The sequence below is a fragment of the Dankookia sp. P2 genome (genome assembly GCF_050632255.1).
Lineage (GTDB): Bacteria > Pseudomonadota > Alphaproteobacteria > Acetobacterales > Acetobacteraceae > Paracraurococcus.
Window position 1 is genome coordinate 736,034 of the sequence record NZ_CP192581.1, and the last position, 12,973, is coordinate 749,006.

Genomic DNA, 12,973 nt, shown 5'->3' on the forward strand with positions numbered 1-12,973 from the left:
GCGGGGCGGGCCAGTCGAAGACCAGCCGCCCATGCCCCGGATGGTCGCCGGCGCGCGCCACCACGCGCTCCGCCGCCGCCAGGCCGGGCAGCAGGGCGAGCAAGCAGGCCAGCGCCAGGCGCATCAATCGAAGCTGGCCAACAGCCGGTCGATCTCCGCCTGCGAACTCGCCGCCGTCGGCAGCTGCGGCCCATTGGCCAGCCGCTCGCCCTCGGTCCGGCCATCCTCCGGCGACGCGGCCACGGGCGCCGCCTCCGTTGCCGGCGACCGGGCGAAAGCGGCGGTGACCGCCGCGACCCGGCTCTCGATCGCCTTCAGCGCCGCGACCACCTTGCCGATGCGCTGGCCGGTGATGTCCTGGAAGCTGCAGGCCTCATAGATCCGGGTCACCGCGGCGGCGACCGTCTCCGCCGCTTCGCCCGACAGGGTCGCCTGCACCGTCTCCAGCCTCTCGCAGCTGTCGAGGATCTCGTTGGTCGCCTCGGCGGTATGTTCGACCACCGCGTCCAACTCGTCCGTCGCCGCCGGGATATGGCTATCGTTGATGTCGTCGACGCGCAGCGCGGCGATCTCCGACTTGGCACGCTTGACCTCGCGGCCGAGCGCCTCCAGCTCCGAGAGCAGCGCCGCCTCGCCCGCCGTCATGGCCCCGGACAGGCTGCCGAGGACGGCCCGCACCGCCTCCTCGATGCGGTCCTGGCCGGGCCCTTCCTGCAGGGTGTTGCCGTCAGGCATGCGCCATCACCTTCTCGATCTTCTCGCGGAGGGTCTCGGCGTTGAAGGGCTTGACGATGTAGTTGGACACCCCGGCCTGCTTGGCGGCGACGACGTTCTCCGTCTTGCTCTCGGCGGTGATCATGATGAAGGGCGTGTCCTTCAGCCGCGCATCGGCGCGGACCTCCTTCAGCAGGTCGAGCCCGGTCATCGGCTGCATGTTCCAGTCGGAGATCACCAGGCCGAAGCTGCCGGCACGCAGCTTGGCCAGCGCCTCCTGCCCGTCGGTGGCTTCCTCGACATTGTCGAATTCGAGCTGCTTGAGCAGGTTGCGGATGATCCGCAGCATCGTCTTGTAGTCGTCGACGATGAGGACGTTGGTGGACTTGTCCATGGGCGGCCTTTGCCTTCCGGTGGCGGGATTTGCGGGTCAGTCGGCGGGGCGGGCGCGGTGCCGCGCCAGTTCGGCGGTGATGCTGCGGGCGCGATCGGGTTTCATCGCGCCCAGCACGGGGGCCGCCTTGCGCTCCCCCATCCGGTCGAGGATCTGCAGCAGCACCGACGTCTCCAGGTCATCGAAGATCGCCGCGGCGTCACGCGGGCGCATGCCTTCGTAGAGCTTGACCATCTGCCGCCAGCCGGCCGCCTCACGTTCGCTCAGCCGCTGGTCGAGGACCTGCAGCCGTTGCTGGAGCGCGCCCAGTTCCTCGATCCGCTGGGCGATGCGCTTCTCGGCCGCGGCCAGCACCATCTCGCGCGCCGCGATCGCCTGGTCGCGCGCGTCAAGCTCGCCGCGCCGGGCGCGCAACCCTTCCAGCACCGCGCGCTCCGCCTGCTGCTCGGGCGAGGGCGGCTCGGGCGGCACTGACTGCAGTGGCCGCGCCGGCGATGGCGAGGGCGCGGCGGCGCGGGCGGCCGCCGAGGGCTCGCTACTGGCTCGGGCCGCGGTCACCAGGGCCAGCGGTGGGGCAGCGATGGGTGCCTGCGCCACCACCGCCTGCAGCTTGGCGGCGAGCAGCAGCGCCATGGCGGCCAGCGCGGCGGGAAGCAGGCGCGGGCGCATCAGCGACCCAGCCGTAGCGCGCGGAGCAGGGCCCGCTCCGCCTGGCTACGGCCCGCCTCGGCGGGCGTCTCCTCGGCCCCGGGCTCCTGCGCGACGGGCCGGGCGGCGCGCACCGCGGCCTCCAGCCGGTCGGCCATGGCCTCGGCGCGTTCGACCAGGTAGCGCAGGTCGTCGCGCAGCGGCTCGGCCGCCGCCAGCTTCTCGGCCAGCGTGCCGCCCGCCGCCTTCCGCCGCGGCGCGCAGCCGGATGGAGGCAGCCTCGGCCAGCCGCGTCGCCTCGGTCAGGTTGCCGGCGCTTCCCTCCAGCACCGCGCGGTCGCGCCGCACCGCGGCCAGGGTGCGCTCCAGTCTGAACACCAGCGGCAGAGTTGCGGCCAGCAGCAGGATGACGACGCATTGCAGCGCCCATTCGGTCCAGCCCATCGGCTCAGGCCTCCTCGGGCTGGCGGCGGAGCTCGCGGCCGATCCGCACCGCCAGGCGGTTCTCCCGCCGGCCGAGCTCGGCCTCGAATAGCGGGACCTCGCCGCAGCGGAGCATCACCGGCGCGCCAGGCGCGACGTTCAGCATGATGCGGTCGCCGCGCTGCAGCGACATCACCGAGGCCAGCGGCATCGCCTGCTCGTCCAGCACCACGTCGAGGGCGAGCTCGGTGTGCCGCAGCTCCTCGGCCAGATGGGTTTCCCAGATGCTGTCGCGGCCGAGATTTCTCGCCCATGAACTGCTGCAGCAACAGCTCGCGCACCGGCTCAAGCGTGGCATAGGGCAGCAGCAGCTCGACCTTGCCGCCACGATCCTCCATGTCCACGCGCAAGCGGGACAGGATGCAGGCATTGGACAGGCGGGAGACGGCGGCGAAGCGTGGGTTCACCTCCAGCCGCTCGAAGCGGAAGGTCGCCGGGGACAAGGGACTGAAAGCGTCCGAGAGGTCCTGCAACACCACGGTGATCAGGCGCTCGACCAGCGTGCGCTCGATGGTGGTGTAGGGCCTTCCCTCGATCCGCATGGCGGCGGTTCCGCGGCGGCCGCCGAGCAGGACGTCGACCACCGAGTAGATCAGCGCCGAGATCCACCACCAGAAGGCCGTAGTTGTCCCACTCCTCCACCTTGAAGACCGCCAGCATGGCGGGCAGCGGCACGCTGTTCAGGTAGTCGCCGAAGCGCAGGGAGACGATGCTGTCGATCGACACCTCGACATTGTCCGAGGTGAAGTTGCGTAAGCTGGTCGAAAGGATCCGTACCAGCCGGTCGAAGACGATCTCCAGCATCGGCAGGCGTTCGTAGGAGACCAGGCCGGCGCTGACGATGCGCTCGATGCCGGTCTGGTCCTCCTGCTTTGCGTCGTCACCGCCGAAGCCGAGCAAGCTGTCGATCTCGGCCTGGTTTAGCACGCGCGCCGCATCCGGCGCCGGGGCGGTGTCCGCGCCGCCCTCCTGCTCCAGCGCCTCGCCCCAGGCGGCGGCGAGGTCCTCCTCCCCGGCGCCGGTCATTGCAGCAGGATCTCGGTGAAGAGGACGTCGGTGACGCGGGCGGGCGCGGCGGCAAGGCTGGCGCGGGCGATCAACTCCTCCCGCAGCCGCTGGGTGCCGGCGCTGCCCCGCAGTTCCTCAGGCCGCATCTCCCGCAGGTAGGTGGCGTAGAGGTCGAGCAGCCGCGGCATCGCCGCCTGCACCGCGGCCACATCCTCGGGCTTCGACAGCTCCAGCTTGCTGCGCAGGCGGATGTAGGCGGCGCGGCGGCCGGTGGCGTTCATGTTGGCGACGATCTCCGGCATGTCGAAGAAGACCGGCGCATGCGGCGCGGCGGGCGCGCCTTCGGCGGCGGCGTGCTGGTCCTCCCCTTCCCGAGCAGCTTCGGCACGATGCCGCTGAACCACAGCCCGGCGCCGATGACGGCCAGCACCACGGGCGCGGCGAGCATCAGCAGCTTGCGCTTGCCGCCTTTCGCGGCCCCGGCTTCCGATTCAACCGCCTTCGAAGACATCCAGCACCCCTGCCCCTTGGCGGCGCATCCTGCCCTGGCGGGGCTTAGGGAAGCCTTGCGGCGGCAGGGCTGGCCGGCCTGGGCGGCAAATCCTGCCGCAACCGGCAGGCCCGTCCGGGCGAAGCGCCCCGCAGGGCTGGCATGGCGGTTGCGGTTGGGGCGGCGTGACCAGGCGCCAGGATGGTGCCGCCCGCATGGGGAACCCGCATGGACCAGCCCGGCTACGTCATCCTCTCCCGCCTCGGCGCGCAGCAGCGCGCGACGCAGGTGCTGGCAAACAACCTCGCCAACGCCGATACGCCGGGCTTCCAGGCGCAGCGCCCGGTCTTCGCGCGCTTCATCCCGCCGGCCGGCGGCGCCGCGCGCGGGCAGGACATCGCCTACAGCGTCGATCGCGCCACTTGGCGCGAGACCCGCCCCGGCCCGCTGACCACCACCGGCAATCCGCTGGACGTGGCGTTGCGCGGCGAGGGATTCTTCGCGGTGGAGAACGCCGCAGGCGAGGAACGCTTCACCCGCGCGGGCCGCTTCACCCTGGGCCAGGACGGCCGTCTGGTGGACGCCGAGGGCAATGCGGTGCTGGACACCAGCAGCCGTCCCATCGCCCTCGGCCCCGCCGACAGCCGGATCGAGATCCAGGGCGACGGCACCATCCGGTCGGAGAACGGCGCCATCGCCCGGCTGCGGGTGGTGCGGTTCGAGGCGCCGCAGAAGCTGCGGGCCGAGGGCGACCGGCTGTTCGCAACCGAGGAGCCCCCGCTGCCGATGGACCGCCCCGGCGTGGTGCAGGGCGCGGTCGAAGGCAGCAATGTCAGCCCGGTGCTGGAGATGGTCCGCATGACCGAGGAGGTCCGCGAGTTCCAGAACGCGGTGACCTTCGCCGACCGCGAGGGCGAGCGGCTGCAGACCGCGGTCGAGCGCATCCTGCGCAAGCGCGGCTGAGACGGAGGCGACTGACCATGCGCTCCCTGCACATCGCCGGTACCGGCATGCTGGCGCAGCAGACCAATGTCGAGGTCATCTCGAACAACATCGCCAATATGAGCACCACCGGCTACAAGCGCCGCCGGGCCGAGTTCCAGGACCTGCTCTACCAGAACATGCGCCGGGTCGGCTCGCAGAGCTCGGAGAACGGCAGCGTGCTGCCCGCCGGCGCGCAGGTCGGGCTCGGCGTCAAGACCTCCGCCATCTACCGCATCGGCGAGCAGGGCAGCCTCCAGCAGACCGAGAACCGCTTCGACCTGGCGGTGCGCGGCAATGGCTTCTTCCAGGTGCAGCTGCCCTCCGGCGAGATCGCCTATACCCGCGACGGCACCTTCGGCCTGTCGGCGGAAGGCCAGATGGTGACCGCCGAAGGCTTTCTGGTGCTCCCTGGCATCACCATCCCGGCGGCGGCGCGCGACGTCACCATCAATGCCGCCGGCGAAGTGCTGGCGAAGATCGACGGCCAGGTGGCGCCGCAGAATGTCGGCCAGATCCAGACCGCGATCTTCGCGAATGAGGGCGGGCTCGAGGCGACCGGCGACAACATGCTGCTGGCGACTCCGGCCTCCGGCCAGGCGCAGCTCGCAGCGCCGGGGCAGCCGGGGCACGGCCAGGTGCTGCAGGGCTTCATCGAGAGCTCGAACGTCAACGTGGTGCAGGAGATCACCAACCTGATCACCGCCCAGCGCGCCTATGAGATGAACAGCAAGGTCATCACCGCGAGCGACGAGATGCTCTCGACGCTGTCGCGGATGCGGTGAGGCGGACGATGCGCGCGTGCTTTCTCCTGCTGCTCCTCGCCCTGCCCGCCGCGGCGCAGGACCTCGCCGGGCCGCGGCCACTGGCGGTGGTCGAGGAGGCCACCTTGCGGCTCGGCGACCTCTTCGAGGGCGCCGGGGCGCGCGCCGCCCAGCCGATCGGCGCCGCGCCGGCGCCGGGCCGCCGGCTGGTGATCGAGGCCGCCCAGCTTCGCGACGCTTGCGCGGGCGCATGGGCTGGCCTGGCGGCCGCTCTCGGCGCAGGAGCGGGTGGTGGTCGAGCGCCCCGGGGAGGTGCTGCCGCGGGAGGAGATCGCCGCCGCGCTGCGCGCCGAGATGCTGCGGCTCGGGCTCGACCCGGAGGCGGAGCTGGACCTTGGCCCGCTCGCGCCGCCGATGGTGCCGCCGGGCAGGACGCGCCACCTGGCGGCGGAGGGCGCCAGCCTCGACCCGGCGACCGGGCGCTTCGGCGCGACGCTTGTCGTGGCAGCGGAGGGCATGCCTGTGCTGCGGCTGCGCCTGGCCGGCCGTGCAGTGCCGACCCTGGCGGTGGTGGTGGCGACGCGGCGGCTGGCGCTGGGCGAGGTGATCGGCGCCGGCGATGCCCGGCTGGTACGGCTGCGCGCCGAACGGGTGCGGCCAGGCGCGGCGGAACGGCTGGACCAGGTGCTGGGCCAGCAGCTGCAGCGGCCGCTGGGCACCGAGATGCCGTTCCAGCGCGGCGACCTCGCCGCCCCGGCGCTGGTCGGCCGCAACACGCTGGTGACGATGGTAGTGGAGGCGCCCGGGATCGCGTTGACCGCCCAGGGCAGGGCGCTGGAAGCGGCGCCGCGCGGCGGGCTGGTGCCGGTGATGAACCTCGGCAGCCGGACGGTTGTGGAAGGCCAGGTCACCGGTCCGGGACGGGTGCGGGTCACCATGGGCGCCGCGCCGCTGCGGCGGGAGGGGAATGATGCGCGCCTTGCTGGTGCTGCCGCTGGTGCTGCTCTCGGGTTGCGGCACGCTCGAACGGCTCTCCCGCGTCGGCCGGCCGCCGGAGCTGTCCGCCGTGCGCGACCCGACGGCGGATCCGGCCTACCGCCCCGTGGCCATGCCGATGCCGGCCGCGCTCGACCCGCCGATGCCGGCGAACAGCCTGTGGCGGCCGGGCAGCCGGACCTTCCTGCGCGACCAGCGCGCGGCCCAGGTCGGCGACCTGATCACGGTTCTGGTCAGCATCGACGACCAGGCGCAGCTGCAGAACCGCACCCAGCGCGCCCGCACCGGCGCCGACGCCATGGGGATGCCGGAAATGTTCGGCATGCAGACCCGCTGGTTGCCGAAGGCAGCGAGCCCCGATACGCTGGTCAGCGCTTCCGGCAGCCAGACCACCGACGGCAACGGGACGGCGAAGCGGTCGGAGACGGTGACGCTGCGGCTGGCGGCGACCGTGACCCAGGTGCTGCCGAACGGCAACCTGGTGGTGAACGGCAAGCAGGAGGTGCGGGTTAGCGCCGAGATGCGCGAGCTCTCGGTACAGGGGGTGATCCGGCCGCAGGACATCGCCAGCGACAACACCATCCGGCACGACCGGCTGGCCGAGGCCCGCATCGCCTATGGCGGGCGCGGCACGCTGTCCGACCTCCAGCAGCCGCGGCTCGGCTCGCAGCTGCTGGACATCATCCTGCCCTTCTAGCGGATGAGGCCGACCTCGCGCGCCTTGATCTGCAGCGCGAGGTATTTCGAGTAGATCCGGCACTGCGCCAGGCTGCCGGCGGTGAACCAGAGGCCGGGCTGCGGGGTCGGTCGCCACATGTTGCGCAGCTCGCCGCCCGCATCGAAGCCCCATACCGGGCCGATGCGGTCGGCGATGGCGTCGCCGAGGGCGGCGCGGACGACCTCCTGCTGGTTCTTGTAGCCCGTCGCCATGACCAGCAGCTCGGCCGGCACCACGCGACCATCCTTCAGCCGCAGCCCCTCCGCCACGAAGCGGTCGACATCGTCGTACTGCACCAGCCCGATGCTGCCATCGGCGATGAGGTCGGAGCAGCCGACATTGAAGTAGTAGCCGCCGCCGCGCTGCAGATAGAGCATCTGGAAGCCGCAGCCGTCGATCCCGTCATCCAGCCGGAAGCCTCGCGCCGCCAGCCGCTCCAGCAGCGGCCGGTCGACCTCCTTCGAGGTCGCGGTCATCATCCGGTAGGCACGGGTCAGCTCCGGGAAGGGCATGGCGGTGGCCAGCAGGTCGCAATCCTCGGTCGGAATGCCCTCGGCATAGATCGAGTAGACCCGCTGCGCCTCCTGCACCGAGACGATGTGCGTCGGGCTGCGCTGGACCATGGTGACCGCGGCGCCGCTGGAATGCAGGTCCTGCGCGACGTCATGGCCGCTGTTGCCGGTACCGAGCACGATGGCCCGCTTCCCCTTCCAGTCCATGCCGTTGGTATAGGCGCCGGAGTGCATCACCGTGCCGCGGAAATCCCCGAGCCCCGGCAGCTTCCGGCATGATCGGGATGCCGCTGACGCCAGTGGCGAAGACCAGGTGCCGCGGCCGCATCACCCGCGTGCCGCCGTCGGCGCGCCGCAGGGTCACCTGCCAGCACTGCGCCGCCTCGTCCCAGCCGCCTGCCTCGAGCCCGGTGCCGGTCCAGACATTCAGCTCCAGCGCCTCGACATAGGCCTCGAACCAAGCGGCCAGCATGTCCTTCGGGATGAAGACCGGCCAGGTCGGCGGGAAGGGCATGTAGGGCAGGTGGTTGACATGCACCTCGTTGTGCAGCGTCAAGGAATGGTAGCGCCGCCGCCAGTTGTCGCCGACCCGCTCCTCGCGGTCCACCACCAGCGTGTCGATGCCAAGCGCGCCCAGCCGCGCGGCGATGCCGAGGCCGGCCTGGCCGCAGCCGACGACGATAACCGCCGGGTCATGGTCCGCATAGGCGCGGGCGGCGGCGCGCTTGTCGGCCCAGTTGGGGCCACCGAAGTCCCGGGAATAATCCTTCTCCGAGGTGTGCTGCCGCCCGGCCCGGTCGGGATGGCCGAGCAGATCCTGCAGCGCGGTCAGCAGAATCCAGGCGCGCAGGCCGCCCGGCCCGCCGGCATCCGGCAGCAGCCGGGCGACGCCCTCGGCGCTGCCGGTCGCGGTCTCGAAGGCGAGGAAGCACTCCACCACCTCCTGCCCGGCCCGCGTCACCTGGCGCGGCGCGGTGCGGTGCGGCGCGAGGCGGAGGCCGCGCGGGCGGACCCGCGGCAGGGCATCGCGCAGCCGCGTCTCCACAGCCTCGCGGCCGCTGGTGGTCTCGATCCGCCAGCCGAAGGCCAGCAGGTCGCGCCAATGGCCGCCGGGGGTGAAGAGCGCCGCCGCGGCGGCCGCATCCCCTGCTCCAGCGCCGCGGCAAGGCTTCGACCCAGGCGGCAGCGGCGGCCTCCGGCGTCAGGGTCTGCGGAGTCATCACGTTCATGGCGTCGGCTCCCGGGCGGGCGGACCCGCCATCCGTTCTTGTCTTGCGCGGCAGACTGGCCGGCGTCCCCGCAGCGGGCAAGCCGCCACCGCCGCATGCCGAAGGCTGCGCACCCGCGTCCAAGGCCGGGCTGCTTGCGGGGCCGCGCCACGCGCCGCAGGATAGCCGGAACGGCCCGGCCACGAAGCCGGCGATGGGAGAGGACCCAAGCATGTCCAAGCCTGCGCGGCCGCGGCGCCGCATCCTGCTGGCTTCAGCCACCGCCGGCCTTCTCGCCCCAACGGTGCTGCGCGCAGAGGGACGCTACCCGAACCACGCCGTGCGGGTGGTGAATGCCTACAGCCCCGGCGGCACCGCGGATGTCGTCTGCCGCATCCTCTTCGCCGCGCTGGGCGAACGCATGGGCCAGGCCTTCACGGTGGAGAACCGGCCTGGCGCCGCCGGCACGCTCGCGGCGCAGGTGATCGCCCGCGCCCCGGCCGATGGCTACAACCTGCTCTATGACGCCACGGCGCATTCGGTGAACCCGTCGCTCTTCGGCAGCCGGCTGCCCTACGACACGCGGAAGGAGCTGCTGCCGGTCTTCCTGGCAATGCTGACACCGAACACGCTGATGCGCTGGCCGGGCTTCGAGGCGAAGACGGTGCCGGAACTGATCGCCCTGGCGCGCGCCAATCCCGGCAAGGTCGACTGCTCCTCGACCGGTATCGGCACGGTGCAGCATGTCTCGCTGGAGCTGTTCAACCAGCTCGCCGGGGTGAAGATCAACCACATCGTCTACAAGGAGATCGCGGCCTCGCGGAACGACTTGACGACGGGGCAGGTGCCGCTGCAGTTCAGCAACGTGCCCTCGACCCTGCCGCTGACCCAGGCGAACCAGGCGGTCTGCCTGGCGCATTGCGGGCCCTCGCCGATCGCCGTGCTGCCGGGCATCCCGGCCATGGCGGAATTCCTGCCGGGGTTCGAAACCTGGGAGTGGAACGGCATCTTTGCCCCGGCCGGCACGCCAACCGAGCTGATGCAGCAACTCAATACGGAGCTGAACGCGGTTGTGCGCGATCCAACGGTCTTGGCCAAGCTGACCGGCCTCGGCGCCCTGACCCGGGCCAACAGCATCGACGAGATTCGCCGCCTTCCGCGAGCAGCAGATCGCCTTCTTCGCCGAAATGGTGAAGAAGGCCAATATTCGGATCGATTGACGATGACGCAGCCCTATATCATCGACCGCGGCAGCAACTCCCGCCGCCAGGCGGTCCAGGACTGGCTCTTCGGGCTTGACCTGGTATCCGCCCCGCTGCAGGAGGCGATCGTCACCGCCTGGGCCAGTTCATGGGCCTCCTCCTCGCATGAGCGGCTGGAGGACATGCCCTTCTCCCCCGGCGGCGGTTTCTTTCCGCTGATGCAGCACGTGAACGAGGTGACGCGCGCCGGCGTCGATCTCGGCCGGCGCGCGGCCGCGGACTGGGATGTCGCGTTCGACCCCGACGTGCTGGTGCCGATCCTGATCCTGCACGATGTCGACAAGCCGCTGCTCTATCGCCGCGACGGCGCCGGCGCGGTCCATACCCCGCTCTACCACGAGCTTGCCGCATGGGGTGATCGGCGCCATGCTGCTGAAGGAGCTCGGCTTCGCCCATACCGTGGTCAGCACGGTGGCGACGCATGCCACCAACGCCCCCTTCCATGGCCGCAACCTTGAAGCGCATGTGCTGCACTACGCCGACCTGTTCGCCGCGGACCATGCCTTCCGGGTGATGGGCGAGACGCCGCTCTATCTGCGGAAGCACTGACCCGCTAATCCTCCAGGATGTGCGGACGCTATTTCCAGCAGCGCGGCCCGGCTTCAGTCGCGCGCTACTTCGAGACGGTGAACCCGCTGCCGAATTTCGCGGCCAGCTGGAACCGCGCCCCGACCCAGGATGCGATGGTGGTGCGCCGCCACCCGGAGACCGGGCTGCGCCACCTCGACCCGCTGCGCTGGGGGCTGGTGCCGCGCTGGGCCAAGGATGCCTCCGGCGCCGCCAAGATGATCAATGCCCGGTCCGAGAGCGTCGCCGAGAAGCCCGCCTTCCGCGAGGCCTTCCGCAAGCGCCGCTGCCTGGTCACCGCGGACGGCTTCTACGAATGGCGCACCGACGGCAAGTCGAAGCAGCCCTATGCCATCGCGCTGGCGGATGGCGCGCCGATGGCGCTGGCCGGGTTGTGGGAAGGCTGGCGGGCGCCGGACGGCAGCATCCTGCGAACCTGCACCATCGTGACGACGGATGCGAACGAGAAACTGGCGGCCATGCACCACCGCATGCCGGTGATCCTGCCGCCCGAGGCCTGGGGCCACTGGCTCGGCGAGGAACCGGCCGAGGCGGAGGATCTGCTGGCCCTGCTGCGTCCCTGCCCGTCCGGGATGGTCGCGGCCTGGCCGGTGACGCCGCGGGTCAACAAGGTGGCGGAGAACGATGCCGGCCTGCTGGCGCGCGACCCGCTGGCGATGCCCCCGGCGGGGCTGGACGACGCCCCGCCGGATTTCAGCGACTAGGCAGCGATCGTCCGGCGCGCTTTGGCGCCGGGCCTGGATCGCCGCCGCGCCATCACGCCGCGGTCTTCGACATGTCGAAGGGCGGCTGAACGTCGGGCGACAGCACCGGCTCGTAGGGCGCGCCCTCGGTCCGCGCCGCCAGGTCGGCCTTGGCGGCCTCGATCAGCGCCGGGTCGCGCAGGCAGTCCACCGCGGTGCCGGCCATCACCTTGGCCACATGCACCATGCCCTTGTGCGCCGCCGGCAGCATGCCCTGCGCGGTGAGCTGCCAGGAATGCCCCGGCGTGCCGATCGCATAGGTCGCGCCGCGCGCCTGCACCGTCGGCACCACCCAGGACACGTCGCCCACATCCGTGCTGCCCACCATCGGCGCGCCCTTGAGGTCGAGCGGCACGATGACGTCGCAGAGCGAGACGCCCTTCCGCACGGCCAAGCCCATCTTGCGCCAGGCGGCGGCGATGTCCTCCTCGCTCAGGGTCGCCTGGAATTCGGCGGCCTTGGCGCGGTCGGCCTCATCGAAGGGCGGCGGCCCGAGACGGTCGAGGTTCGACTGCATGGCGCGCTCGAGCGGCAGGTTGCCGAGCAGGTTGGAGACGCCGCTGACCACCTTCGCCTCGACCCTGGTCTCGGTCATCAGCGCGGCGCCCTCGGCGATCTTCCGCACCCGCTCGATCAGCCGTCGCAGCTCCACCAGGTCGCGCGCGCGGATGAGGTAGCGCACCTTCGCCGTCGGCTGCACCACGTTCGGCGCGACGCCGCCGGCATCCAGATAGGCGTAGTGGATGCGGGCATCGGAGGGCATGTGCTCGCGCATGTAGTTGACGCCGACATTCATCAGCTCGACCGCATCGAGCGCGCTGCGGCCGAGATGCGGCGCCGCCGCGGCATGGCTGGCGCGGCCCGCGAAGCTGAAGTCGATCCGGGTATTCGCCAGCGACAATGCCTCCTGCACCGCGGCGAAGGCGGCGGGGTGCCAGGAGATGGCGATGTCGACGTCCCGGAAGGCGCCGTCGCGCACCATGAAGCCCTTCGCGGCGCCGCCCTCCTCGGCCGGGCAGCCGTAGTAGCGGACCCGGCCGGGCAGCTTGTTGGCCGCGAGCCAGTCCTTCACCGCGGTCGCCGCGAGCATGGCCGCCGAGCCCAGCAGGTTGTGGCCGCAGCCATGGCCGAAGCCCGGCCCCGGCAGCGGCCGCTGCTCGGCGAGGCCGGCTTCCTGCGACAGGCCGGGCAGCGCGTCGTACTCGCCGAGGATGGCGATCACCGGCCCGCCCTCGCCCGCCTCGCCCATCACCGCGGTCGGGATGTCGGCGACGCGCTCGGTGACGCGGAAGCCATGCTCGCGCAACATCGCGGTATGCTCGGCGCAGGAGCGGGTCTCGGTATAAGCCAGCTCCGGCATGTGCCAGACGCGGTCCGAGAGATCCTCGAACTCGGACTTCTTCGCATCGACCAGGCGCCAGATTTCCTCGGTGTTCTGCATCATCGTGTTCCTGAGACTTGGGC

Annotated in this window: 16 protein-coding genes and 3 pseudogenes; 7 read left to right on the forward strand and 12 right to left on the reverse strand. The window is 71.5% G+C overall.

The genetic code is table 11. The annotated features are described in order from the left end of the window. Nucleotides 1-123 precede the first annotated feature (123 nt). The 9 genes and pseudogenes from ACQ86J_RS04355 to ACQ86J_RS04395 form a co-directional block, all read right to left on the reverse strand. A complete protein-coding gene (locus tag ACQ86J_RS04355; protein WP_431270162.1) occupies nt 124-735 on the reverse strand; it encodes a protein phosphatase CheZ in 612 nt (203 codons plus the stop codon). Further along, complete coding sequence (locus ACQ86J_RS04360; RefSeq protein WP_431270163.1) at nt 728-1,108, reverse strand: chemotaxis response regulator CheY; 381 nt, start codon at nt 1,106-1,108, stop codon at nt 728-730. The genes ACQ86J_RS04355 and ACQ86J_RS04360 overlap by 8 nt, the downstream gene beginning before the upstream one ends. Before the next feature lie 36 nt (nt 1,109-1,144). Beyond that, a complete protein-coding gene (locus tag ACQ86J_RS04365; protein ID WP_431270164.1) occupies nt 1,145-1,741 on the reverse strand; it encodes a MotE family protein in 597 nt (198 codons plus the stop codon). 35 nt (nt 1,742-1,776) lie between these two features. Continuing rightward, nucleotides 1,777-2,034: a DUF6468 domain-containing protein gene (locus ACQ86J_RS04370; RefSeq protein WP_431272285.1), complete on the reverse strand. Its 258-nt coding sequence runs from the start codon at nt 2,032-2,034 to the stop codon at nt 1,777-1,779. A gap of 170 nt (nt 2,035-2,204) precedes the next feature. Next, nucleotides 2,205-2,528, reverse strand: a complete 324-nt coding sequence (locus ACQ86J_RS04375) for a FliM/FliN family flagellar motor switch protein (RefSeq protein WP_431270165.1) — start codon at nt 2,526-2,528, stop codon at nt 2,205-2,207. 37 nt (nt 2,529-2,565) lie between these two features. Next, nucleotides 2,566-2,781 (reverse strand): annotated as a pseudogene (locus tag ACQ86J_RS04380) (flagellar motor switch protein FliM); the annotation flags it as partial. A 121-nt stretch (nt 2,782-2,902) separates the two neighbouring features. Next, nucleotides 2,903-3,265: pseudogene (locus tag ACQ86J_RS04385) on the reverse strand (flagellar motor switch protein FliM); the annotation flags it as partial. After that, nucleotides 3,262-3,549 (reverse strand): flagellar basal body-associated FliL family protein, encoded by a 288-nt coding sequence (locus ACQ86J_RS04390; RefSeq protein ID WP_431270166.1) that lies wholly within the window; start codon nt 3,547-3,549, stop codon nt 3,262-3,264. The gene ACQ86J_RS04390 and the pseudogene ACQ86J_RS04385, both read right to left, overlap by 4 nt. Next, nucleotides 3,525-3,758, reverse strand: a complete 234-nt coding sequence (locus ACQ86J_RS04395; protein ID WP_431270167.1) for a hypothetical protein — start codon at nt 3,756-3,758, stop codon at nt 3,525-3,527. Before ACQ86J_RS04395 ends, ACQ86J_RS04390 begins: the two co-directional genes overlap by 25 nt. 207 nt (nt 3,759-3,965) lie before the next feature. On the opposite strand from ACQ86J_RS04395, the gene flgF reads away from it, so the two are divergent. The 4 genes and pseudogenes from flgF (at nt 3,966) to flgH (ending at nt 7,175) form a co-directional block, all read left to right on the forward strand. Next, the gene (gene flgF, locus ACQ86J_RS04400) at nt 3,966-4,700 is read left to right on the forward strand and encodes a flagellar basal-body rod protein FlgF (protein ID WP_431270168.1); all 735 of its coding nucleotides are present in this window, start codon (nt 3,966-3,968) and stop codon (nt 4,698-4,700) included. A gap of 17 nt (nt 4,701-4,717) precedes the next feature. Continuing rightward, nucleotides 4,718-5,503, forward strand: a complete 786-nt coding sequence (gene flgG, locus ACQ86J_RS04405) for a flagellar basal-body rod protein FlgG (RefSeq protein ID WP_431270169.1) — start codon at nt 4,718-4,720, stop codon at nt 5,501-5,503. Between the two features lie 495 nt (nt 5,504-5,998). Then, nucleotides 5,999-6,355 (forward strand): annotated as a pseudogene (flgA, locus tag ACQ86J_RS04410) (flagellar basal body P-ring formation chaperone FlgA); the annotation flags it as partial. A gap of 94 nt (nt 6,356-6,449) precedes the next feature. Continuing rightward, complete coding sequence (gene flgH / locus ACQ86J_RS04415; protein ID WP_431270170.1) at nt 6,450-7,175, forward strand: flagellar basal body L-ring protein FlgH; 726 nt, start codon at nt 6,450-6,452, stop codon at nt 7,173-7,175. On the opposite strand, the gene ACQ86J_RS04420 is transcribed toward flgH, so the two are convergent. Then, on the reverse strand, nt 7,172-7,942 hold the full coding sequence (locus ACQ86J_RS04420) for a hypothetical protein (protein ID WP_431270171.1): 771 nt from the start codon (nt 7,940-7,942) through the stop codon (nt 7,172-7,174). The genes flgH and ACQ86J_RS04420 overlap by 4 nt on opposite strands. Then, nucleotides 7,860-8,753 (reverse strand): hypothetical protein, encoded by an 894-nt coding sequence (locus tag ACQ86J_RS04425; RefSeq protein ID WP_431270172.1) that lies wholly within the window; start codon nt 8,751-8,753, stop codon nt 7,860-7,862. Before ACQ86J_RS04425 ends, ACQ86J_RS04420 begins: the two co-directional genes overlap by 83 nt. Nucleotides 8,754-9,148: 395 nt before the next feature. Here ACQ86J_RS04425 and ACQ86J_RS04430 point away from each other — a divergent pair, with 395 nt between their 5' ends. The 3 genes from ACQ86J_RS04430 to ACQ86J_RS04440 are packed head-to-tail and all read left to right on the forward strand — an operon-like array spanning nt 9,149 to nt 11,470. After that, the gene (locus ACQ86J_RS04430; RefSeq protein WP_431270173.1) at nt 9,149-10,636 is read left to right on the forward strand and encodes a Bug family tripartite tricarboxylate transporter substrate binding protein; all 1,488 of its coding nucleotides are present in this window, start codon (nt 9,149-9,151) and stop codon (nt 10,634-10,636) included. Next, nucleotides 10,590-10,727 (forward strand): hypothetical protein, encoded by a 138-nt coding sequence (locus ACQ86J_RS04435; protein WP_431270174.1) that lies wholly within the window; start codon nt 10,590-10,592, stop codon nt 10,725-10,727. Before ACQ86J_RS04430 ends, ACQ86J_RS04435 begins: the two co-directional genes overlap by 47 nt. 17 nt (nt 10,728-10,744) lie before the next feature. Then, nucleotides 10,745-11,470, forward strand: a complete 726-nt coding sequence (locus ACQ86J_RS04440; protein ID WP_431270175.1) for an SOS response-associated peptidase — start codon at nt 10,745-10,747, stop codon at nt 11,468-11,470. A 52-nt stretch (nt 11,471-11,522) separates the two neighbouring features. Here the strand turns inward: ACQ86J_RS04440 and ACQ86J_RS04445 are convergent, their stop codons facing one another. Then, nucleotides 11,523-12,950, reverse strand: coding sequence for a M20 family metallopeptidase (locus tag ACQ86J_RS04445; protein ID WP_431272286.1), 1,428 nt, complete (start codon nt 12,948-12,950; stop codon nt 11,523-11,525). Between the last annotated feature and the right edge of the window lie 23 nt (nt 12,951-12,973).

Bases quoted from the DNA above. Each gene is read 5' to 3' on its own strand.
- ACQ86J_RS04355 (WP_431270162.1), bottom strand. From the start codon at position 735: ATGCCTGACGGCAACACCCTGCAGGAAGGGCCCGGCCAGGACCGCATC.
- ACQ86J_RS04360 (WP_431270163.1), bottom strand. From the start codon at position 1,108: ATGGACAAGTCCACCAACGTCCTCATCGTCGACGACTACAAGACGATG.
- ACQ86J_RS04365 (WP_431270164.1), bottom strand. From the start codon at position 1,741: ATGGCGCTGCTGCTCGCCGCCAAGCTGCAGGCGGTGGTGGCGCAGGCA.
- ACQ86J_RS04390 (WP_431270166.1), bottom strand. From the start codon at position 3,549: ATGCCGGAGATCGTCGCCAACATGAACGCCACCGGCCGCCGCGCCGCC.
- ACQ86J_RS04395 (WP_431270167.1), bottom strand. From the start codon at position 3,758: ATGTCTTCGAAGGCGGTTGAATCGGAAGCCGGGGCCGCGAAAGGCGGC.
- flgF (WP_431270168.1), top strand. From the start codon at position 3,966: ATGGACCAGCCCGGCTACGTCATCCTCTCCCGCCTCGGCGCGCAGCAG.
- flgG (WP_431270169.1), top strand. From the start codon at position 4,718: ATGCGCTCCCTGCACATCGCCGGTACCGGCATGCTGGCGCAGCAGACC.
- flgH (WP_431270170.1), top strand. From the start codon at position 6,450: ATGATGCGCGCCTTGCTGGTGCTGCCGCTGGTGCTGCTCTCGGGTTGC.
- ACQ86J_RS04420 (WP_431270171.1), bottom strand. From the start codon at position 7,942: ATGCACTCCGGCGCCTATACCAACGGCATGGACTGGAAGGGGAAGCGG.
- ACQ86J_RS04430 (WP_431270173.1), top strand. From the start codon at position 9,149: ATGTCCAAGCCTGCGCGGCCGCGGCGCCGCATCCTGCTGGCTTCAGCC.
- ACQ86J_RS04440 (WP_431270175.1), top strand. From the start codon at position 10,745: ATGTGCGGACGCTATTTCCAGCAGCGCGGCCCGGCTTCAGTCGCGCGC.
- ACQ86J_RS04445 (WP_431272286.1), bottom strand. From the start codon at position 12,950: ATGCAGAACACCGAGGAAATCTGGCGCCTGGTCGATGCGAAGAAGTCC.